21 protein-coding genes and 2 pseudogenes are annotated in these 22,885 nt (G+C 47.5%); 16 read left to right on the forward strand and 7 right to left on the reverse strand.

Annotated features, from left to right (window positions below; all coding sequences use genetic code 11):
- Positions 1–11 precede the first annotated feature (11 nt).
- Entirely contained in the window at positions 12–2,729 is a 2,718-nt protein-coding gene (polA, locus tag SFSGTM_RS12750) for a DNA polymerase I (RefSeq protein ID WP_434784329.1), read from the reverse strand.
- Between the two features lie 10 nt (positions 2,730–2,739).
- On the opposite strand from polA, the gene SFSGTM_RS12755 reads away from it, so the two are divergent.
- The 11 genes and pseudogenes from SFSGTM_RS12755 (at position 2,740) to SFSGTM_RS12795 (ending at position 11,755) form a co-directional block, all read left to right on the forward strand.
- Positions 2,740–3,468 (forward strand): LOG family protein, encoded by a 729-nt coding sequence (locus tag SFSGTM_RS12755; RefSeq protein ID WP_162085487.1) that lies wholly within the window; start codon positions 2,740–2,742, stop codon positions 3,466–3,468.
- A 64-nt stretch (positions 3,469–3,532) separates the two neighbouring features.
- Positions 3,533–3,862 (forward strand): DUF2782 domain-containing protein, encoded by a 330-nt coding sequence (locus SFSGTM_RS12760; protein ID WP_162085488.1) that lies wholly within the window; start codon positions 3,533–3,535, stop codon positions 3,860–3,862.
- 54 nt (positions 3,863–3,916) lie between these two features.
- On the forward strand, positions 3,917–4,870 hold the full coding sequence (locus SFSGTM_RS12765) for a homoserine kinase (protein WP_162085489.1): 954 nt from the start codon (positions 3,917–3,919) through the stop codon (positions 4,868–4,870).
- Positions 4,871–4,878: 8 nt separating this feature from the next.
- A complete protein-coding gene (locus tag SFSGTM_RS12770; protein ID WP_162085490.1) occupies positions 4,879–5,592 on the forward strand; it encodes a BPSS1780 family membrane protein in 714 nt (237 codons plus the stop codon).
- Positions 5,593–5,919: 327 nt separating this feature from the next.
- A complete protein-coding gene (locus SFSGTM_RS17075) occupies positions 5,920–6,189 on the forward strand; it encodes a protoglobin domain-containing protein (RefSeq protein ID WP_198420562.1) in 270 nt (89 codons plus the stop codon).
- A pseudogene (locus tag SFSGTM_RS17335) lies at positions 6,131–6,373 on the forward strand (protoglobin domain-containing protein); the annotation flags it as partial. The gene SFSGTM_RS17075 and the pseudogene SFSGTM_RS17335, both read left to right, overlap by 59 nt.
- 18 nt (positions 6,374–6,391) lie before the next feature.
- Positions 6,392–7,012, forward strand: coding sequence for a GGDEF domain-containing protein (locus SFSGTM_RS12775; protein WP_232525978.1), 621 nt, complete (start codon positions 6,392–6,394; stop codon positions 7,010–7,012).
- 88 nt (positions 7,013–7,100) lie between these two features.
- The gene (locus SFSGTM_RS12780) at positions 7,101–8,288 is read left to right on the forward strand and encodes an S-methyl thiohydantoin desulfurase domain-containing protein (RefSeq protein ID WP_162085491.1); all 1,188 of its coding nucleotides are present in this window, start codon (positions 7,101–7,103) and stop codon (positions 8,286–8,288) included.
- 4 nt (positions 8,289–8,292) lie between these two features.
- Positions 8,293–9,225 (forward strand): sensor domain-containing diguanylate cyclase, encoded by a 933-nt coding sequence (locus SFSGTM_RS12785; protein ID WP_162085492.1) that lies wholly within the window; start codon positions 8,293–8,295, stop codon positions 9,223–9,225.
- A gap of 1 nt (position 9,226) precedes the next feature.
- Positions 9,227–10,407, forward strand: a pseudogene (locus SFSGTM_RS12790) (IS3 family transposase); the annotation flags it as partial.
- 139 nt (positions 10,408–10,546) lie between these two features.
- Positions 10,547–11,755 carry a putative bifunctional diguanylate cyclase/phosphodiesterase gene (locus SFSGTM_RS12795; RefSeq protein WP_269780109.1) on the forward strand — a complete coding sequence of 403 codons (1,209 nt, stop codon included), beginning with the start codon at positions 10,547–10,549 and terminating at the stop codon, positions 11,753–11,755.
- 78 nt (positions 11,756–11,833) lie between these two features.
- Here SFSGTM_RS12795 and SFSGTM_RS12800 read toward each other — a convergent pair whose 3' ends face one another.
- Together SFSGTM_RS12800 and SFSGTM_RS12805 are read right to left on the reverse strand one after the other, a co-directional pair.
- Positions 11,834–12,613, reverse strand: a complete 780-nt coding sequence (locus tag SFSGTM_RS12800; protein ID WP_162085494.1) for an EAL domain-containing protein — start codon at positions 12,611–12,613, stop codon at positions 11,834–11,836.
- A 74-nt stretch (positions 12,614–12,687) separates the two neighbouring features.
- On the reverse strand, positions 12,688–13,530 hold the full coding sequence (locus SFSGTM_RS12805) for a 23S rRNA (adenine(2030)-N(6))-methyltransferase RlmJ (RefSeq protein ID WP_162085495.1): 843 nt from the start codon (positions 13,528–13,530) through the stop codon (positions 12,688–12,690).
- 106 nt (positions 13,531–13,636) lie between these two features.
- On the opposite strand from SFSGTM_RS12805, the gene sbcB reads away from it, so the two are divergent.
- The gene (gene sbcB / locus SFSGTM_RS12810) at positions 13,637–15,064 is read left to right on the forward strand and encodes an exodeoxyribonuclease I (protein WP_162085496.1); all 1,428 of its coding nucleotides are present in this window, start codon (positions 13,637–13,639) and stop codon (positions 15,062–15,064) included.
- 10 nt (positions 15,065–15,074) lie between these two features.
- Positions 15,075–15,911: a potassium channel family protein gene (locus tag SFSGTM_RS12815; protein WP_162085497.1), complete on the forward strand. Its 837-nt coding sequence runs from the start codon at positions 15,075–15,077 to the stop codon at positions 15,909–15,911.
- On the opposite strand, the gene SFSGTM_RS12820 is transcribed toward SFSGTM_RS12815, so the two are convergent.
- The 4 genes from SFSGTM_RS12820 to cysS are packed head-to-tail and all read right to left on the reverse strand — an operon-like array spanning position 15,853 to position 20,064.
- Positions 15,853–16,608 (reverse strand): TrmH family RNA methyltransferase, encoded by a 756-nt coding sequence (locus SFSGTM_RS12820; protein WP_162085498.1) that lies wholly within the window; start codon positions 16,606–16,608, stop codon positions 15,853–15,855. The genes SFSGTM_RS12815 and SFSGTM_RS12820 overlap by 59 nt on opposite strands.
- Positions 16,605–17,252 (reverse strand): MarC family protein, encoded by a 648-nt coding sequence (locus SFSGTM_RS12825; protein WP_162085499.1) that lies wholly within the window; start codon positions 17,250–17,252, stop codon positions 16,605–16,607. Before SFSGTM_RS12825 ends, SFSGTM_RS12820 begins: the two co-directional genes overlap by 4 nt.
- Positions 17,253–17,276: 24 nt before the next feature.
- Positions 17,277–18,674, reverse strand: coding sequence for an HD-GYP domain-containing protein (locus SFSGTM_RS12830; RefSeq protein WP_162085500.1), 1,398 nt, complete (start codon positions 18,672–18,674; stop codon positions 17,277–17,279).
- Between the two features lie 25 nt (positions 18,675–18,699).
- Entirely contained in the window at positions 18,700–20,064 is a 1,365-nt protein-coding gene (cysS, locus tag SFSGTM_RS12835) for a cysteine--tRNA ligase (RefSeq protein ID WP_162085501.1), read from the reverse strand.
- A gap of 90 nt (positions 20,065–20,154) precedes the next feature.
- On the opposite strand from cysS, the gene SFSGTM_RS12840 reads away from it, so the two are divergent.
- The 3 genes from SFSGTM_RS12840 to SFSGTM_RS12850 are packed head-to-tail and all read left to right on the forward strand — an operon-like array spanning position 20,155 to position 22,885.
- Positions 20,155–21,123, forward strand: a complete 969-nt coding sequence (locus tag SFSGTM_RS12840) for a nuclear transport factor 2 family protein (protein WP_162085502.1) — start codon at positions 20,155–20,157, stop codon at positions 21,121–21,123.
- Between the two features lie 17 nt (positions 21,124–21,140).
- Positions 21,141–22,367 (forward strand): L,D-transpeptidase family protein, encoded by a 1,227-nt coding sequence (locus SFSGTM_RS12845; protein WP_162085503.1) that lies wholly within the window; start codon positions 21,141–21,143, stop codon positions 22,365–22,367.
- A gap of 26 nt (positions 22,368–22,393) precedes the next feature.
- Complete coding sequence (locus SFSGTM_RS12850) at positions 22,394–22,885, forward strand: peptidylprolyl isomerase (RefSeq protein ID WP_162085504.1); 492 nt, start codon at positions 22,394–22,396, stop codon at positions 22,883–22,885.

Genomic DNA, 22,885 nt, shown 5'->3' on the forward strand with positions numbered 1-22,885 from the left:
ACGCATTAATATCAATGCGCCGCTTCCCAATTTTTCCCTACGCCGACGCCGACCTGCAACGGCACATTCAGCTGTGCAACATGACACATCAATCCAGATAAATTTTCCAGCACTGAGTTCAATTCAACCTGCGGCACTTCCAGCACCAGTTCGTCATGAACCTGCATAATGATGCGGGTCTGCATCTGCTCACGCGCCAACCAGCCTGCCACGGCTATCATCGCCAGCTTAATCAAATCAGCAGCCGTCCCCTGCATAGGTGCATTAATTGCTGCGCGTTCCGCACCATCTCGACGGTGTTTATTACTGCTGCGTATCTCTGGCAGCCATAAACGCCGACCGAATACTGTTTCCACATAACCAAACTCATATGCGGTGGCACGAGTGCCCTGCATATAGGTCGCCACACCAGGATAACGCGCAAAGTAACGGTCTATATAAGACTGCGCAGCCGCTCGCTCCAGCCCCAATTGACTAGCCAACCCAAATGCCGACATGCCATAAATCAGCCCAAAGTTAATAGTCTTTGCCACGCGCCGCTGCTCGCTGCTGACTTCAGCGAGCGTCACGCCAAATATCTCTGCAGCGGTTGCGCTGTGTATATCAGCATCTTCCATAAACGCTTTAACCAGACTAGAGTCACCCGACAAATGCGCCATGATGCGCAATTCTATCTGTGAATAATCCGCTGATACCAGCACACAACCCGGAGCGGCAATAAACGCCTCGCGCACGCGCCGCCCTTCGGCTGTTTTCACTGGGATATTTTGCAGATTCGGCTCTACGCTGGATAACCGCCCAGTCACCGCCACCGCTTGAGAATAACTGGTGTGCACACGCCCCGTCGCCGCATTCACCATGCGTGGCAATTTATCGGTATAAGTCGATTTCAGTTTTGCCAGACTGCGATATTCCAGCAAAATTTTTGGCAGCGGATAATCCGCTGCTAATTGCGACAACACATCCTCATCGGTAGACGGCACGCCGCCAGGTGTTTTTTTAATGACAGGTAATTTCAACTGATCGAATAAAATGCCCTGTATCTGTTTAGGCGAGTTCAAATTAAACGGCTGCCCTGCCAATTCATAAGCCTGTTGCTCCATCGCCAGCATAGCCTGCCCTAACTCATGACTTTGCTGTTCCAGCAGTCCGCTATCCAGCAACACGCCATTGCGCTCAATTTGCCACAATATCGGCAATAACGGCATTTCAATCTGGCGATACACATAATCCAGCTTGGGCACGGCATGTACACGCGGATATAAATTCTGGTGCAAGCGCAGCGTAATATCGGCATCCTCCGCCGCATATTCCGCGGCCAGTTTAAGCTCAACCTGATCGAAGCCAATTTGGGACACACCCTTACCAGTCACAGACTCGTAACTAATGGTCGCCTCACCCAAATGCCGTTGCGCCAGACTGTCCATATTGCGTGGCAAATGCGATTCCAATATATACGCCTGCAACATAGTGTCATGAACCACTCCTGCCAGTCGGATATCGTGATTCGCCAGTACATGCATATCGTATTTCAAATTCTGCCCAACCTTTGCCCGACTGGCGTCCTCCAGCCACGACTGCAAACGCGCCAGCACCACATCCAAAGGCAATTGCACCGGCGCGTCTGGCCCGCGATGCGCCAAAGGCAAATAGGCCGCCTGGTAAGGTGTAATTGCAAATGACATGCCTACCAACTGAGCCTGCATGGGGTCCAGACTGGTCGTTTCGGTATCAAAACTCACCAATTCAGCCTGCATTAACTTGCTTATCCAGACATCCAATTGCTCCAGCGTCAGTATCGTTTCATAAGCTTTCGCCACAGGCGGCGCAGCCAAATCCAGACTCACCTGCCCGAGTTCCACAGGCGCACTGGCCACTACGTTGTCTTGCACTTCACGCAGCCAGGTTCTGAAATGATAATGCCCATACAACTCAACCAGCGCAGGCTTGTCTGCTGGCCGCATAACTAAATCAGCAACAGTGCTATCTAGCGGCACATCGGTGCGAATAGTAATCAGCTTGCGTGCCATCGGCAGCCAATCCAAGGCGCGGCGTAAATGTTCGCCCACTGCGCCTTTCACCTCTTCCGCATGTGCGATAACCTCTTCCAGCGTATCAAACTGAGCCAACCATTTAACTGCTGTTTTCGGCCCAACCTTTTCCACGCCCGGCACGTTATCAACCGCATCACCGATTAAGCTCAAATAATCCACAATGCGATTCGGCGGTACACCAAATTTTGCCAGCACGCCCGCTTCGTCCATGGCCTCATTACTCATGGTATTAATTAAACTGACATGGGCATCAACCAGCTGCGCCATATCCTTATCACCGGTAGAAATAATAGTCGCAATACCTTGCTGGCTGGCCTGATAAGCCAAAGTACCAATCACGTCATCCGCCTCAACGCCCTCAACCATCAATACTGGCCAACCCATCGCTTTAATCGCTGCATGCAGAGGGGCAATCTGACTGGCTAAATCTGCGGGCATGGATGGGCGATTCGCTTTGTATTCCGGATACCAGTCATCACGGAAAGTTTTCCCTTTGGCATCAAACACACAGGCGCTATAATCAGTGGCATAATCCTTCTGTAAGCGGCGTAACATATTCAATACGCCATAAATCGCATTGGTGGGCTCGCCCGCGGGGTTGCGCATATCCGGCAATGCATGAAATGCACGATACAAGTAAGACGAACCATCGACCAACAACAATTTTTTAGCCACAACACACTCCATGCATAAAGAAAAACTACCCCATCTTGCCGACCCAGAACTCGCCGCACACGCTAATTATAACGCCCGCGAATCATGGCGCATGTTCGAGATTATGTCAGAGTTTGTCTCTGCCACTGAACGTTTAAACGAAATTCACCCTGCCGTAAGCATCTTCGGTAGCGCCCGTACACCTGTTGACCATCCTTATTACGCACTCACTGAACGCATTGCACGGCAATTATCCGATGCTGGATTTTCCGTCATTTCTGGCGGCGGCCCTGGCATCATGGAAGCTGCAAATAAAGGCGCATTTCACGGCACATCACCCAGTGTCGGACTCAATATTCAATTGCCCCACGAACAGCATGACAACCCGTATCAGGATATTTCGCAAACGTTTGCGCATTTTTTCGTACGTAAAGTCATGTTTGTAAAATTCGCCTCTGCCTATGTCGTTATGCCAGGCGGATTCGGCACTATGGATGAGCTGATGGAAGCTTTAACTCTGGTGCAAACAGGCAAAACCCGCAAAATCCCTATTATTCTGGTGCAAAGCAGCTTCTGGGCAGGCCTGATCGACTGGTTCAAAAGCAGTCTGGTCAAGGAAGGCATGGTAAATGCCGAAGACATGAATCTGATCCAGGTTATCGACAATCCTGAAGATGTGGTCTGTGCAATTTTTGATCATTATGAAAAGCAGGGCTTTGAGCCAAGCGCGCGGGATCGTCAGATACAACTTTATTTATAAGCAAGCCGTCAGCCAGGGGCTGGCTCTGCTAAAATCCTGCTAATACACCATTACGAGGTTCACCATGCGTAAAATCATCGTTGCAGCTTTGCTAGGACTCCCACTCATCTGTAGCGCGGCTGATCGCCCTGCTAATTTAGAGCCTTTACCTGTTGCACCACCCCCACCGGCGTTGAGCAACGAAGACAATGAACCCCAAATCACCATCAAACAAAAAGGTGAGGACAAATATGAAGAATACCGTCACAACGGTAAGCTCTATATGATAAAAGTCACACCTAAAGTCGGCAAACCATATTACTTGGTTGATGATAGAGGTGATGGTCAGTTTACCCGTCAGGATATTTCAGATTCTGGTGTACGCCCGCCAATGTGGATTATCCATCAGTGGTAATTTAATTTGAATCCAGCCTGATGCTGCCATCAGGCTAATAGAACTCTCACACCCATGTCTGTATTTACCACCGTCAGCGAAGACCAAGCCCGTGCCTGGTTAGATAACTATCCCATAGGCCAACTCACCGAATTGCGTGGCATCGCGTCAGGGATAGAAAACACCAACTATTTTCTCAGTACCGATCAAGGCAAGTATGTACTTACTTTGTTTGAAAATCTGACGGCGTCTGAACTGCCTTATTTTTTGAATCTCATGCATCATCTGGCCAGCCAGAACGTGCCGTGCCCGCTACCTATCGCCAATGCGCAAGGTGAATTGCTCAGCGCCCTGAATGGCAAACCTGCCAGCATAGTCACACGCTTGACGGGTGCATCACTGACTGCACCCACCACCAGCCAATGCGCTGCTATGGGTGCAACATTGGCACAAATCCACATTGCAGGAAAAAACTTCCCTATGCAACGTGATAATGAACGCAGTGCAGCATGGTGGAAAGCCACCAGCCCACAATTATTGCCATTTTTAGATGCTGAAGCAGCGCAGCTATTACAGGCCGAGATTAAATTTCAGGCACTGCACCGCTTGCAAGACCTGCCTCGCGGTGTCATCCATGCAGATTTATTCCGTGACAACGTATTGTTTGACGGCGACACGGTATCAGGCGTCATCGACTTTTACTTTGCCTGCAACGACGCATGGCTGTACGACATCGCCATCACCGTCAACGACTGGTGTGTAACTGCTAATGGCGAACTGGATGAAACGGCTACCATCGCATTTCTACAGGCATATCACCGTGTCCGTCCATTCACCGCGATTGAGCGTGGAGCATGGCCGATCACCCTGCGCGCTGCTGCACTGCGTTTCTGGGTGTCACGCCTGTACGACCTGCACTTTCCACGCGCAGGCGAAATGACTCACGCCAAAGACCCATCCCATTTCGAGCGTATTTTACGCAACCGCATACTAACCCAGTCCGCATTACAGCGGATGTGGGTGAGCTAGGAATCATTATGACCCCACGTACTGTACCCGCCAGCCATGGCTGGCAATGGATTAAATCCGCATTTAATATATTCAAGAAAAACTATCTGCTGTGGATAGCATTCAGTCTCACCATCATTTTTATCGGTGCGATACTCATGACAGTACCCGTCGTAGGCGGGCTTATTTTCACCCTTATATATCCCGCACTCATCGCTGGTTTATTATTAGGTTGCCATACACAACAACAAGGCGAAAAGCTCGAAATCCGTCACTTGTTTGCAGCGTTTAAAACACATGGCACGCAGCTCATCACAGTTGGCGGCATCTACCTCACCGGTATGCTCATCATTGGCCTCATAGTCGGACAGCTCGGAGGCGAAGGCTTAATTCGTGACCTGACCGCAGGCCACTCCAATGCAGAAACTCTGGCACTGCTTGCCAATTACCGCCTGCCCATACTCATCAGCGTCACCCTGCAATTACTGCTGATTTCCACCTACTGGTTCGCCCCTGCACTTATCGTCTTCGGCAACCTCACCCCAGTTCACGCCATGAAAGCCAGCAGTCTTGCCATCCTCTCAAATGCAGGTGCATTTTTACTCTACGGTTTTAGCCTGTTCGCACTATTTTTCATTGCAACTATTCCCCTCATAGGACTCATCGTCATGATACCAGTCGCATTCATCACTTATTACACTGCATTTATGGATGTATTTACTGGCGATACCGATAAGATTTAAAACCAATTACTCTCGCTATCAATAATCATCACTCTTCCGCTTTAACTACAGTATGCTTTCATCAACTCAGAACAAACGTTGATGAAAGCACAAAAAAGTACAGCCTATACACCACAAAAATAATTAACTTTATCTGTCATAAAAAATTACACAAAATTAGCAGCAATATTCAACAATACCCCCTATACAGTTATTGCTGCCCATTAATATTAAGCTTAGAATCTCACTCAGGCTGTCAAAAGGAAGTGATATTAAACAGCAACACAGAATATAACTGCGCACTAGAATAATTAAAACTCCAAACACTGCTTATAAAGGTGGGGACGCATGATGAAGCAAACGGAACAAACACTCCTTGAGCAGATGCGCATCACCGAATTCGAAGTAGACCAGCGTAAAGCCTTATTTTTATTCACTAAGAATGACGTACAAACACTAGTTTCCTACAAGCATCTGATTGAAGAAAACATCGATGAACTGGTAGAAGAGTTTTATCGCATGCAAACCAGTAATGCCGAAATCGCGCTGTTAATTGGCGATGCCGACACCCTCTCACGGCTACGCAACGCACAACGCACAACGCAGGTATATTATTGATTTATTCAGCGGGAGATACGATCTTGAATATGTAAACAACCGCTTGCGCATTGGGCTGGTACATAAGTGCATCGGTGTTGAACCCAAGCTTTACCTTTCCGCGATTTACCTACTAAAAGATCTGATACAAAAACTCCTTAGAAAACTATCACCAACTGACACCGAATATCAGGCCGTGGTTGATTCCCTGGACAAACTGATTATGTATGACATCACCCTGGTGTTTGATACCTATATTCGCAGTCTGGTTTCCGAAATCGAAACGGCCAAAGAAAAATCCGAACACTATGCCCGCAGTCTGGAAGAAAAAGTTCAGGAACGAACCCGACAACTGGAAGAAATGTCCCACACAGATCCACTCACTGGATTGCTCAATGTACGCCATTTCGAAAACATTATTACTACTGCTTTATACAGTGCACAGCGACGCTCGGAACCAGTCACGCTGATTTATATAGATATCGATGACTTCAAAACAATTAACGATATGTACGGACATCAACGTGGTGATGAAGTTTTACGTCTCGTTGCCAATGCGATTAAAAGTGTAGCGCGGGCTGAAGATATCACCGTACGTTATGGCGGTGATGAGTTTTGCATGCTGCTATCCAACCTGCGGGCAGAACAGGCACAAGAACTGATCATTAGTCGCCTTGAACATACCATGACCAAAACACTGGAGCATGTTTCGCTCAGTATAGGTATCGCACAGACAGGACCCGAAGCGTATATCGATGCATTCACATTAATTAATTTAGCTGATAAAAATATGTACTCCACCAAAGCATCACATAAAACTGACAAACAAGAACCCAAATTGTAAAAGTATTAAGTGCGTCAAATATGACCTAACAATATCAATATCTTAGATAAAAATTTTCACCAAACATGTGATTCTATTTAAAGGCACTATGATGGCAACTTACGAATATGGCATTACAGATTTCCAATACATAGCTGCAGGGGCTGCCATACTGGCAAGTGGTGGAGGTGGCAGCTATAACGATGCAGTCCAGGTCATTACAGAGCTGGCTGATAGCGGCTGGAGTAATACAGTTCTGGTTAAGGACTATGACGGTGTATCCAATTGTTCTGTACTCGCATTAATGGGCTCCCCAGATGCAGCTGACACACTGACACTGGCTGATGTAGTTTATTCTATTACAAACACGATTACTGCCTATCAAGCCATGACCGGATTTACATTAGGCTGTGTTATCCCAGTAGAAATTGGCCCAATAAATTCCATTGTCCCACTCATAGCCGCAGCCATCTCCAACAATGCCCTCTGGGTTGTAAATGGCGATGGTGCTGGGCGCGCTGTACCTGAATTACCTCAGACAACTTATAGCGGCAGCGCTACACTCGCAGTCAGTCCATGCATACTGGCCAACGATGCCAAGATAGCGGCAACATTAGAATCCGCCCTGCTAAATTCAACCACTGCTGCGCAGGCTGAATCACTGGCTGGTGGCATCGTTTCTGCATTTGGTAATTTTTCGGGTATTACCCTTTGGCCATCCAATGCAACTAACAACTACGCATTAACTGGCAACTACATTTCGGGCACCTTAACCCAGGCATGGGCACTCGGTGAATTCCTGTTAAATTCCCCAACACCCCCTGCCACCAATGCAGTAACGACACAAATTACGCAAATAACTGAACGTGCTGCAACCGCTATCGCCACCAATTTTTACATCACGTCCATCACCCAATCCACTACAACGGGCTCACTAGATACTGGCATCATCCGACTGGACAATACGCCCAACCCCAATAACAGCACGGCAACCTATACCATTTACAACCTGAATGAAAATCTGATCATGTATTCGAGCCTGAGCAATACGCCCAGCATCATTGCGCCAGACTCCATTTGCTACTATTCCGAAAGCACAGGTCTGGGCTTCTCCAATGCTACCGATGACTTAGCTATCTATTTTGATACAAATACTGGTCAAAGCACGGGTAAAACAGTTAGTATCATCAAAATTGATGCTGCATCGCAGCTGTATGATGCAGCAGGTGTGATAACTTCATTCGCGACTCTGCTGCATAATCTTGGTTATGCTGGTGCTATGCCTTACCCTGCCTAAAAACATGACAGAAAATGACATCGACAAAGATAGACTTGAACTTGCTTTAGAGGCAGCAGGGCTAGACCTTTGGGAAAACAATCTGGTTACTGGTGAAGTTACTCGTAAAGCGATGAAGACCTTTGCCGAGCTAGGCTACACCGAAACTGAAACAGCCTCACTAGTCGATGATATGTTCGCTATTGTTCATCCCGACGACGTCTCCATTATCAAAAACACCGTTAGCGAATATCTGGCAGGTGCCACTTCACAATATCGGTGTGAATTCAGATTACGCAGTAAGAAAAATGACGCATGGGTATGGTATGCAAACTATGGTCGCAGCATGGATTGCAACGGCCAAGGTCAACGCTTTATCGGTGTCACTTTTAATATTGATGATAGAAAATGCAAAGAAGAATTGCTCGCCACCCGTGAACTGGAGTGGCGCACGCTAGTTGAAAACTCCCCCAATACCATCTCGCGTTATGATCAGGACTGCCGACGAATCTATGCCAACCCAGCCTTTTGTGCCATTTCTGAAGGTGGTAAAGCTGCATTATTGGGTAAGGCGCCTACAGAACACCCTGGTGGTGAAAATATGGCGCAGTATGAAGAAAAAATCCGCTCGGTCTTTGCAACGGGAGAAAATGTTGAATTTGAGTTGAACTGGACAGGCAAGAATCAACAAGAGTTTTGTAGCCATATCCGCCTGACTGCAGAATATGATCTGAATGGTGTGGTTACTACTGTTTTAGCCGTGGGACACGACATTTCAGAACTCAATGCACAACGTCAAAAAATACGTGAAATAGCCTTCTATGACCCGCTTACCCAACTTCCCAATCGACGTTTTTTCATGGATAGACTCCAGCATGCGCTAACTTGCTGTCAAAAAAGCGGTCGACAGGGTGCACTGCTGTTTAAAGTGGACCCCGATTTCTGGACAATGAATTAAGATGGTAACCTGCTGTAAAAAGGAGCGGGTTGTGAGTGAAACAAATCGTAAGCATTTTTCGGGTGAGTTTAAAGCCAAGGTTGCAGTGGAAGCGATTCGTGGTGTCAAGACGGTTAACGAAATAGGTCAGGAATTTGGCGTGCATCCGACCCAGGTTGGATTGTGGAAGAAAGAGTTGCAAGAACAAGCTGCTGGCTTGTTTAATGCCAAACGCGGCCCGAAGCCAGTGGATCTCTCTGCTAGTCCAGAGCGACTGTATTCCGAGATTGGCAGACTCAAAATGGAATTGGACTGGCTTAAAAAAAAGTCCGGGATCAACCCATAGCACTGCGCAAGCAGTGGATTAGCCAATGCACATCTTTAGCACTCAGTCAGCAGTGTGCATTGGCGGGTGTGGCGCGATCCAGCGTTTATGCGCCCAGATTGATCAAAGCCACTGACGAACAAGAATTGGCATTGCTGACGTTGATAGACACAGAATACACACGGCATCCATTTTATGGCAGCCGCAAGATTAGGCATTACCTGAGTAGCATAGGACACCACATCAATCGCAAACGAGTGCAACGATTAATGCGCACACTGGGGTTAGCTGGCATGGCGCCAGGACCGAACACCAGTCGTGCGCACCCGCAGCATAAGATTTATCCTTACCTGCTCAGAGGTGTCGCAGTGACCCGTCCCAATCAGGTGTGGAGTACGGATATCACTTACCTGCGCCTGCCACGAGGATTCGTGTATTTGGTGGCAGTGATAGATTGGTACTCGCGCAAAGTGCTGGCATGGCGATTATCGAATACGATGGACAGTGGCTTCTGTGTGGACTGTCTGGAACAGGCACTACAGTCGCACGGCATACCTGAGTTATTTAACACTGATCAGGGCAGTCAGTTCACCAGTGACGCGTTTACGGGTGCACTCAAGGAAAACGGCATTACGATTAGCATGGATGGTCGCGGACGGGCATTGGATAACATCTTTGTGGAACGGCTCTGGCGTAGCGTCAAGCACGAAGACGTATATTTGAAAGGCTATGCTACATTACCAGCACTGCTGCTAGGATTGACGGAATACTTTGTGTTTTATAACGCTGAACGTATCCATCAGTCACTGGGTTATAAAACACCAGACGAGGTTTATCGAACAGCCAGTGGCGGTGGTGCCAGCATCGTGGACAAGTTCACTACGTCAGGAAAAGCGTTGTTAGAAAAAGATCGAAAACCAGAAACAAAACCGGGGCAGCGCCGTGCAGCTGCATATGAAAGGTTACCCTCTTAAACTCGACGTATTATTGTCTTGACGGAGGGGTCCACTTTAGTTCATAGATCTAGATAATTTCAAAAACATTAATGACACCCTAGGTCACGACACTGGCGACTTGTTATTACAATTGGTCGGCCAACGACTAGTACACAGCGTACGTAAAAACGATTCTGTTGCCCGCATGGGTGGCGATGAATTCGTCATCATCATGGAAGATTTAAGTGAATGCCCTCACGAAGCCATTAATCAAGTTGAAGTCTTTACACAAAAAATACTGACTATCCTCAATCAACCCTATCAGCTACTCAGCAATACTCGCCATAGCACCCCTAGCATAGGCGTCACTATGATCTCTAACCACAAACTCACTATTGATGAATTGATGAAACGGGCAGATATTGCCATGTACTCCGCTAAAAAAGCAGGGCGTAATAACATACGCTTCTTCGATCCAGACATGCAAGCCGCAGTTGAGCAACGATCAACCATGGAAGTATGTCTAAATCACGCTTTAGCTCAACAGCAATTCATGCTTTATTATCAGCCGCAGGTAAACAATGATGGTGTGATAGTAGGTGCAGAGGCTTTGCTACGTTGGCTACATCCAGTCAATGGCATCATTAATCCAGCCGATTTTATACCGATTGCCGAAGAAACCGGCCTCATCATTCCTATCGGTCTATGGGTACTCGAAACCGCGTGCCATCAACTGAAACTATGGGAATCAGATACAGCTAAAACCGCCCTGCACCTTGCAATTAATGTTAGCTCACGCCAATTCCAACACCCTGATTTTGTCGAACAAGTGACTACTGTTATCTACAAATCCGGCATTAATCCAACCCAACTCAAACTAGAGCTGACCGAAAGTATGGTCATAGGCAACATCAATGAGATTATCAACAAAATGCAGGCACTCAAAAAGCTGGGAGTGAAATTTTCTATGGATGATTTTGGTACTGGCCATTCTTCCCTGTCCAGCTTGAAAAAATTGCCACTGGATCAGCTTAAAATTGACCAGAGTTTTGTGCACGATATTGCCAGCGACCATGACAGTGCGATTATTGTACAAACCATCATCGCCATGGCCAGCAATCTCGGTATGGATGTCATTGCTGAAGGCGTGGAAACCGAAGAACAAAGAAACTTTCTTAATGAACACCATTGCCTGAATTTTCAGGGTTACCTGTTTGGCAAACCAGTACCTGTAGATCAGTTTGAGCAGATACTAAAACACAATCCTGATCTAACAAGCATGAACATCTAAAAAGACATGCTAGCAATGCCCCAGCAAATAACAGCAGTCAATAAAGCACAATATTCAAATACAATTGACCATAATCAGTTAACCAAAATTCCAGTTTGACACAGTCGGGAGTGATTCAAACCCAGGTCTGGCAAAATAATAACCCTGCATTAAAGCCACGCCATTCTCCTTGAACCAACGTGCCTCAGCTGCTGTTTCCACACCCTCTGCAATAACTTGCACACCTAACATCTGAGTAGTTAACAAGATACCTTTCACTACGGCCTGCTTAACTGGATTTACATCTATATCCTTGACCAAATGAATATCAATCTTGATAAGATGAGGTTGGAAATTCGTAAGCAGTGTTAATCCTGCATACCCGGCGCCAAAGTCATCTATAGCTGTGTAAAACCCACGATCTCGATAGTATCGGAAGATAGACAACAGTTTTTCCGGCTCAAGAATCTGCTCACCTTCAGTGACTTCGAAGATGATTTGCTCCAAAGGAAACCCAGCCGCCTCAGCAGCAGCAATCGTTGTACGGATGCACAACTCTGGTTGATACACGGCATTAGGGAGAAAATTAATCGAAATGCGGGCTGTCATCCCCAACCGCTGCGCAAGCATTATGCTCCGTTTGCGACATTCCTGATCAAAGCGATAACGGTTGTTATCATTTACTTTAGCCAATATCTCAGCGGCACCTTCCTTATTCGGACCGCGCACCAAGGCTTCATAAGCAAAAATAGTTTGCTGTTGAACATCGACGATAGGCTGAAAAGCAAACGTAAAATCGAAATCCAGTAAGTCTTTACAGCCCTTGCATGCCGGGTCAGCAAGTTCAGCGAGTATGGAATTAAAAACAGTTTTTGACATCTCAAATCTCCAGACTAATTCAAACAGAATTTAAGATATATAGGAGAAACGCACAAATTTCACACGCCTAACAACTACCCCATCGTTTCCAGTACAAACCCAGCCCCCTTATCCTGCCCCAGCACATTCGTTAAATAGAGCATGACCGTTTTGAGCGTAGCGTGCAAAGTCCACGGGGGATTGATAATAAACATGCCGCTGCCATGCATGCCAAAGCCATCCACTGATGGCGTTTGCACTGCCAGACTAACATTGAGCCATGACTTGGCGGGAACGCGTTTGAGCGCTTCAACAAAATGTTGCGACTCATGACGTTGCAACTGAGGATACCATACAGCATAAGTGCCAGTCTCAAAACGTTTGAGCGCATCTTTCAGCGCAGCGGGAACACGCTGGTAATCCTGTTTTTCTTCATAGGGAGGATCTATCAATACAAAACCTCGGCGTGGCGCGGGTGGCAACACTGCCTTTAAGCCAGTGAACCCATCTATTGCCTGTATTTTTACCCGTCGTCCCGCACTGGCAAAGTTTTCATGCAGCAACTGACTGTCGGTCGGATGCAGTTCAAACAATTTCAATTGGTCCTGGCTTCGCAACACTTGCATAGCAACCCACGGCGAACCGGGATAAATCTTCAATGTGCCATCTGGGTTTAAACCACGTACCAATGTCACGTATTCAGCCAAAGCAGCTGGAATATCATTACGTTCGATAAGCTTGGCGATACCACTTTGAAACTCAGCATTTTGCGTCGCATAGCCACTATCCAGCGCATACAAACCTGCGCCTGCATGCGTATCAATAGCCCAGTAGGGTTTATCTTTCTGATTGAAATATTGCAAAATCTGTAATTGAACGAAGTGTTTTAACACGTCGGCATGATTGCCAGCGTGGAAGGCGTGACGGTAACTCAGCATGATATTTGACTCGATTTGCGGTATCTCGCATTGTAACTGATTTTGCGCATTGCCATTCCCGCGTGAAACCGCAATAATTCAGGGATAACCTTAACCAAAACCTACCATGCACACTTTTCTCTGGCACGATTACGAAACCTTTGGCGTGAATACCCGCAGTGACCGCCCTGCACAATTTGCAGCTATCCGCACCGATGCGGATTTAAATGAAATTGGTGAACCTGTGATGTGCTATTGCCAGCCTACGCCAGATTATCTGCCCGACCCGCAGTCCTGTTTAATCACAGGTATCACCCCACAAACCTGCATGACACAAGGCATCAACGAAGCCGCGTTTGCTGCACAAATCGAGACTGAACTATCACAGCCAAATACCATAGGCGTGGGCTACAACACCATACGTTTTGACGATGAAGTGACGCGCTTCATGTTCTGGCGCAATCTTATCGATCCTTATGCGCGGGAGTGGCAAAATGGCTGCGGCCGTTGGGACATTCTCGATGTGGTTCGAGCAGCTTATGCACTGCGACCTGATGGTATCAACTGGCCAACCGGTGCCGATGGCCGTGTGAGTTTCCGCCTTGAACTACTCACCGCAGCTAATAACATCAGTCACACCGCTGCGCATGATGCACTCTCGGACGTGCGCGCGACCATCGCACTGGCCAGACTCATCCGCACCAAGCAACCCAAGCTATTTGATTTCTGCTTCAAACTACACAAAAAAGACGCCGTCGCTGAACAAATCAGTCTGCACGCACCGCGCCCATTTGTACATATTTCGGGAATGATACCCGTGGAGCAAGGTTGTATCATGGTGGCCTATCCGCTCGCCACGCACCCGACTAACAAGAACGAAATCATAGTCTGGGATTGCGCATATGACCCCAGCGAGCTTGCCACACTAGACGTTGCCACGCTGCGCACACGCATGTTCAGCAAAACTGATGCACTCCCTGCGGGTGTCACGCGGCTACCGATCAAGACCATCCACATCAACAAATCCCCCGTCGTCAGTCCCCTTAAAACGCTAAGTGCAGAACAGGCCCAACATTGGGGATTAGATATGGATAACGTCATGGCTAACGTCGCTGCATGCCAGCAATTGGGTGACATGAACACAACATGGCGGGAAGTTTATCAGCGTGAATATGCCGACACGCTTGATGTTGACGAAGACTTATACAATGGATTTATCAGTAATGATGACCGCCGCTTGCTCACGCGCTTACGCGGGCTTGCCCCTGAAGCGCTGGCGCAGTCACGCCCCAGCTTTACCGATGCACGTCTGGATGAGCTGCTGTTCCGCTACCGCGCACGTAATTACCCAGCCACACTGAATACAGAAGAATCTGGTCGCTGGCACGGGCATTGTGCGGACAGGTTATTCAATGGCAAGCATGGCGCACGCACACTTACCCAGTTTAGCGAAACTATAGACCAACTTGCTGAAACTGCCGATGATCGAGGCGAAGTGATATTATCAGACTTATACGACTACGCTGACAGCATCACCCCTGACTATCCTGATTAGGCAGCCCAATATGAGCATAGACAACTACCGGCATTACATAGGCATAGGCGGTGTACCAAAACATGACAAAGCTATTGCCTACCTTTGGGAACAACGCCTGCATCGCTTAATGCTGGTTGTCGCCTTGCTCACTCTTCCCGCGTTTTATCTGGAAATCACAGAACAATCTGGCTGGTTCAGGCATCTGGGACAGGCACTGGATTTCGTCATCCTTATGGCTTTCATTTCGGAACTCGTCTGGATGCTGTATCTGGTCGAACAGAAGTCGCTATACCTGTTACACAACTGGCTCAATTTACTCATTATTTTTGGAGCTGCCATTAGTCTGACCGGTGTGGATGGTGAATGGTTACCGTTAGCACGACTGTTTCGATTAGCGTATGTATCACTCATGATTGCACGCTTGCTTGGCACCATACGCAATCTGTTCACGCCTGGCGCCATCCCCTATCTATTAGGCTGGGCTACTATATTGTTTCTGTTGGCAGGTGCTGGTTTTTATTGGCTGGAACCGACAGTACACACATACTCCGAAGGTTTATGGCTGGCTTTCACAACAGGTGCCACTGTAGGCTATGGCGATATAGTACCGACTACCAGTGCAACACGTATTTTATCAGTCATTATTGTATTATTTGGATTAGGCATCCTATCTGTTACCACAGCGAGCATTGCAGCTGTCTTTATCGGTGCCGATGAGAAAAAGTTACGTGAAGAACTCCATCATGACATACGCGCCCTGCATGCAGAGGTGCTGCAATTACGCATAGAGCTGCAACAATGCAAACCTAAGCCAACTGACGCACTCGCTCAAACACACACACAGCCAGTGCAGCCGCCGCGTTGAGCGACTCAACTTGCCCTGGCATGGGTATACTGATCGCGCAATTAGTCGCCGCACGAAGTTGCACAGATAACCCTGCACCTTCGTTGCCGATCACAAAACCAACTTTGCCAGTCAGATCAGTTTGAAACAAGCTATACGGTGCATCCAGTGCAGTAGCGCAAATAAGCCCGTTGAACTGCTGTGCAACTTCTATCAAATTGGCATGCTCGACAATCTGCGTCGCGAAATGTGCGCCCATACCACCACGCAACACTTTGGGTGACCATGCATCAGCGCAGCCTGCGGACAAATACACTGCATCCACTCCAGCAGCCGCTGCACTACGCAATATCGTGCCGAGATTTCCCGGATCCTGAATTGCTTCCAGCAATACAATAAATTTGCTATCAGCAGGCGCAACACCTGGTGGAATATCCACTAATAACAACAAGCCTGTTGGCGTTTTTACAGGTGATAGCGTGTTAAACAGACCTTGCGACAATGCTAATACAGGCACGTTAGTTAGACGCGCCAGCAACGGATGCTGCTCGGCCGATTCAGCAACGATAACCAGACGTGGCAATTGTTCTGTTGCGAGGTAGCTTAAGAGTAAATGCTCACCATCCAGCAAAGTTTGTCCTAATTCGCGCCGTTCACTAGTAGAGTCGGCCAGTTTTTTTAAAGCTTTGTATTGCGGATTGTGCATAGAAGTGATCATTTTGCTGCCAACCCAGGCAATAATACGATTAAACCATCAACCATAAATTGCACTGCCATCGCTGCCAATATCAACCCCATCACCCGTGTTGATATATTCAATCCTGCTGTACCCAAACGATCACCGATCGGCTCAGCCATTCGCAACACCAACCACACCAGCAAGCCTACCCCGGTAATTGACAAACTAAACAGTATCTTATCCAGAAAACTAGCCGCCTGATGCGCATCAACAATCACCAGACTAATTGCACCAGGGCCAGCCAGTAAGGGAATAGCCAATGGCACAACGGAGATATCTACTTTGGATTCAGCTTCGATTTCCTCAGCATCAGTATGCCGCGCAGGGCTGACTTTGGCGTGAAACATGGAAATCGCAATCATCATCACCAGCAACCCACCAGCAATCCGGAACGAAGGTATGCCTATACCAAAGAAGCCCAGCACACCATCACCTGCCCACACCGAAAACACAAGAATAATGGTCACGGCAACCGCCGTTTTTAACGCAGTGCGGTGCATTTCCAGCGGCCGCCGATCACCCGCCATACTCAAAAAAATCGGAATTGCCCCCAGCGGATTCAGAATGGCGAAGAGCCCGACTAAGAATTTAACCTGTTCAGCAAGGTGAAGTTGAGTAAGCACTATAGATTTATCTCGGTATGAATACTAAATTGTAAAACCCGCAGGCAATTCCACATAACCTTGTAAAGCCAAATCAGGTAATGCCCGTATTAACGCATCCAGACAATCACTGTCTATCGCTGTACCGCGCTCTTTTTCCATAATCGCTATTGCGTCAGGCACCGGGATGGGACCGCGATAGGGTCGATTGGCAGTAATTGCGTCAAAAATATCTGCCACAGTAATAATACGTGTTTCCAGCGTAATCTTGTCCGCACTAATTCCATGCGGATAACCTTTACCATCCAGACGCTCATGGTGCGCAGCGGCCACTTGTGCCAGCTCAGCAAACACATTCAACCGCGACAAAATCTGCTCGGAATAAAACGCATGTGCCTTGACTTGCGCCCATTCATCCTCATCAAGCTTGCCCGGCTTATCCAGCACGCCATTACTCACGCCGAGCTTGCCTATATCATGCAGCAATGCGGCGCGGTATAGCCATTTCTGTCTGGCAGGCCGTATCCCCATACGCTTCGCCACCGCCAAGGTGTAAGCGGCCACTCTGCTGCTATGCCCATAAGTGTATGGACTTTTCGCATCGACCACTTTAGCAAAAGCCTCGGCTATGGTATCCAGCCTGTCTTCGTCTATCTCTATTACCTTGGAGTGAGGCTCTAATTGGCAGACCTTGTCCTGTAAATCATCACAAGCAAAACCATGCCAGAAACCATCTTGTTGCCGAGCAATATTAAACGCCTCGACCAACGCCGGATCAAACCAGGTACCAGAACGTTTATTGACTTCAGCAACCGCAAAATCCATCCCGTCGGCCGCATAAAACACTTCTATGACTTGAGATAACAGGGCAATTCTTGCATTCGCAGGTATTGCTTCACCAACCAGTCCAAAAGGCTTGCCCTTACCGTTCCAGTGTTCATCAAGGTAGCGCACACCAAGCGCGACTTCTTCATCAAACCCCAACTGCCGCGCAATATCTGCACCGCGTTCACAACGGGTAGATACCAACTCCTGAGCAAACTCCTCGCCGCGCTCTACCAGCGCCAGCATTTTACTCACACGTTCATGCAAAGATTTACCCACGCCAACGTGGGACATCACAAATTTACCCAACTGAAACAGACTCTCGGTATCGACCTGCTTAAAATCATTTTTTACCGTGCGATCATCGGTTTCATAGATTTCAAACAGGCGCGCTGCATTACTACTGCACCCCGCATCCTTGAGTAAGATGGTGTAATACAAATGCGAAAGCGCACTTTGATCCATGCCGTATTGTTGCCCGACATGCATACCAACCCAGCAACTACGCAAGCAATGTCCTGGTGGCAAACCTTCGGTTAAATCCAGTGCATAGCTGAGCGAACCAATAATATCGGATAGTAATAATTTATCTGCCACTGGTAATTCAGTTGCTATCATCACTTGCTCCCTGGATTGTTACAACCTAGCTTTGTCTCCAAATCGTACCCTGTGCCGTATCTTCCAGCACGATACCCATCTCTAACAACTGCTGACGTATGCGATCACCTTCAGCAAAGTTTTTGGCTTTACGCGCTGCAACCCTATCCGCTATCAACTGCTCAATTTGTTCAGCATCCACCGCACTAGTTGCCCCCTGCAAATGACTGACTGCATCATTTTGCAACAAGCCCAGCAAACCGCCCAGGCTTTTTAACAGACTAGCTGTTTGAGCTGATTTGGTTTTATTGGTTTCATTCGCCAAGTCAAACAATACCGCAACAGCCTCTGGCGTATTAAAGTCATCATCCATTGCCGCTTTAAAACTTGCGGCCTGAGGCTGAGTCCAATCTATACTGCTCACGGTAGCAGGAACTTCACGCAACGCGGTATAGAGCCGGTTAAGCGCTTGTTTGGCATCATCCAGATGGTGATCAGAATAATTCAAGGGGCTGCGATAATGCGCACGAACGATGAAAAAGCGTAGCGTTTCTGCATCATACTTTTCCAGCACTTCACGTATGGTGAAAAAATTCCCCAGCGACTTGGACATTTTTTCATTATCAACGCGCACAAAGCCATTGTGCATCCAATAATTCGCCATGGTGCACCCATGCGCACCTTCAGATTGGGCAATTTCGTTTTCATGGTGAGGAAATTGCAAATCTTGACCGCCACCATGTATATCAAAGTGGTTAGACAAATAATGCTCACTCATAGCCGAACATTCGATATGCCATCCAGGTCGCCCCTCACCCCAAGGCGAGGCCCATGCAGGTTCGCCAGGCTTAGCTGCCTTCCATAATACAAAATCCAGTGGGTCACGCTTATGCTGGTCAATTTCTACCCGCTCGCCTGCTCGCAACTCATCCAGCGATTTACCTGACAGCTTGCCGTAACCCACGAAGTTATGCACGATGTAATACACATCACCGTTGTCAGCAGCATAGGCTAACCCACGCTCTATCAATGTGCTAATCATCGCTTGCATAGGCGCAACGAATTCTGTAGCACGTGGCTCATGGGTGGGTGGTAACACACCCAAAGCCGCTGCATCTTCATTCATCGCAGTGATAAAACGGCTGGTCAATGCGGTGGTAGTTTCATTGTTTTCGGCAGCACGCTTGATGATTTTGTCATCAATATCCGTAATATTGCGCACATACTCCACGGCATAACCCGATGCCCGCAACCAGCGCGTGACCACGTCAAATGCCACCATGACACGCGCATGACCCAAATGGCAATAGTCATACACCGTCATCCCACACACGTACAAACGAACTTGCCCAGGGGTAATTGCTACGAAGGGCTGTTTTTCTCGGCCTAAAGTATTATAAATTGTTAGCATAGTGGTTCAATTATTAAGGTAATAGTTTGAATCAGCGCGAGTTCTTGTATAATTGAACTCCCTGATTAGTGGTCGGATGAGTATATCATAATGAAACGCACTTCCCTTTTAGCCCTGCTGTTCTTAGCCTTTACTAGCCATGCAGGATTAAGTCTTGCGGCAACGAGTTCCGAATACCAAGAAATCAACAGCTTGTTCAAACAAGGGCAATATGACAACGCACTCACTCGTGCTAATGCATACATTGCAAAAAATCCACAAGATGCACAAACCCGTTTTCTCAAAGGCTTAATTTTAACCGAGCAAAACAAATCAGCGGAAGCGATTAAGGTTTTTACAGGCCTGACTGAAGATTTTCCAGAACTGCCAGAACCCTACAACAACTTAGCGGTACTGTATGCAGCACAAGGCCAATATGACAAAGCCAAAAATGCGCTGGAAATGGCTATTCGCACCCACCCCAGCTATGCTACCGCGCACGAAAATCTGGGCGACATCTACGCAAAAATGGCATCACAGGCATATGACAAAGCGCTGCAACTGGATAATAAAAATGCCACTGCTCAAACTAAACTGGCATTGATCAAAGAACTATTTAGTAACCGCAATACCTCGGTGGCCAGCGCATCCAAATCAACTGCAACACCAGTTGTAGCAGCACCGGTTGCAGCAGCACCTGTCAGCAAGCCTACCGATACCAAACCAAACGTGGCTGCGGCGGACAATACCGATATCAGTGATGCCGTACAAGCTTGGGCGACAGCCTGGACTAACCAGAATGTTAAAGCTTACCTTGCCAGCTACGCGCCAAAATTCAAAACACCCAATGGCGAATCACGCAGCGCTTGGGAAAACAGCCGACGCGAACGCATTACCGCACCGAAAAAGATTGTGGTTAGCCTATCGGATATCAACGTAACTAATGTTACTGGTGATTTGGCAGCTGTCAGCTTCAAACAAACCTATCAATCAGACCGACTCAAATCGAACACACATAAAATCATGGCATTAGCCAAGGTAAACGGGAAATGGTTAATTACTGAGGAACGTTCACGTTAATCCCACGTCTCATGTTTATGACCAAAACACGCGTTACCATCACTGCTGTTTGTTTGCTGGCTTCGACTAGCACGTATAGCAGTGAACAAATCGCAATGGCAGGCCCGATATTTGATAGCGCACCTGTCCATCATTATGTGCCACTCAAAAATCAAGTTGATAATTTATTAGCCGAAGCACTCCTGTCCATACAGGAAAATCGACTGGACATCGCACTCAAGCAAATCGAAAGTTTGTTGCGCTTGCATCCAGATTATCGTCTTGCGCAACTCATACATGGCGACTTACTGACAGCACGAATACAACCCCTCACTAATTTCGGCAACAGCAAAGTTGTCACTCCTGCCATCGCAGATTTGCGTGATGAAGCGCGTGCGCGTCTCTCCAGCTACCTCGACAGACCCAGCGTAGGGATGGTCCCACAACAGTTGTTACAACTCGACCCCAGCATTCCCACTGCCGTCGTTGTCGACACTGACAAATCACGTTTATATGTATTCAAGAATCAACACGGTGTATTGCAAAACGTTGCTGATTACTATGTCACTATCGGTAAAAACGGGGTAGATAAAACGCGGGAAGGCGACAATCGCACACCACTCGGCGTGTATTACATCACCCACAAACTTGAAGGCAACAAACTCCCTGATTTGTATGGCAATTTTGCACTTACACTAAACTTCCCTAATGACTGGGATGAAAAACTAGGCTCATTTGGTCATGGTATCTGGCTACACGGCACCACCAGTGCAACCTACAGCCGCCCACCCAAAGCCAGCAGTGGTTGTGTAGTGCTTACCAATAACGACTTGGTCGAGCTTGGAAAATACATTACACCCAGCCTCACTCCCGTTGTTATTGCTGACCATATTAAATGGGTACCTGCACGCAGTGCAGAATCCAGCAAAGATGAATTAATGAAGCAAGTAGAAACCTGGCGACACGACTGGGAAAGCCGCGATACCGATCGCTATATCAAGCACTACGCGGCCAACTTTACTGCAAACAAGATCAAATTCAGCGATTGGGCAAATGCTAAGCGTCGCGTTAATCAAGGCAAGACCTGGATTAAGGTAGCACTTTCACGCGTCAGCATCTTTGAATACCCTGGCCAGAAAAATATGTATATGGTCAGTTTTGAACAAGACTACCGCAGCAACAATCTGGATAATGTCATGCATAAACGACAATACTGGGTTAATCAAAATGGCAACTGGAAAATCGTCGCAGAAAACGGCGCATAATTTTTAACTTTAAAAGGGAACAAAAAATGGTCAAATTACATACCAACTACGGCGTTATCACTTTGGAAATGAATGCTGAAAAAGCGCCTAAGACAGTAGCTAACTTTTTGGAATATGTGAATAGCGGTTTCTATAGCAACACCATATTCCATCGCGTCATCGATGGTTTTATGATACAAGGTGGTGGTTTCGAACCAGGCATGAAGCAAAAAGAAACCAATGCCGAGATCGAAAACGAAGCTGCTAACGGTTTAACTAATGATGCCTACACTGTCGCCATGGCACGCACACCTAACCCGCATTCAGCTTCATCACAGTTTTTCATTAACGTTAAAAATAACAGTTTCCTGAATTTCAGCGCGCCTACTGCACAAGGCTACGGCTACTGCGTATTCGCCAAAGTGGTTGAAGGTCAGGATGTCATCGACACCATCAAAAAAGTAAAAACTGGCAACAAAGCTGGTCATCAAGATGTGCCAGTCGAAGACGTGATCATCGAACGCGCTGAAGTCGTTTAA

Origin of the sequence: Sulfuriferula nivalis (genome assembly GCF_009937995.1) — a bacterium.
GTDB classification, from domain to species: Bacteria; Pseudomonadota; Gammaproteobacteria; order Burkholderiales; family Sulfuriferulaceae; genus Sulfuriferula; species Sulfuriferula nivalis.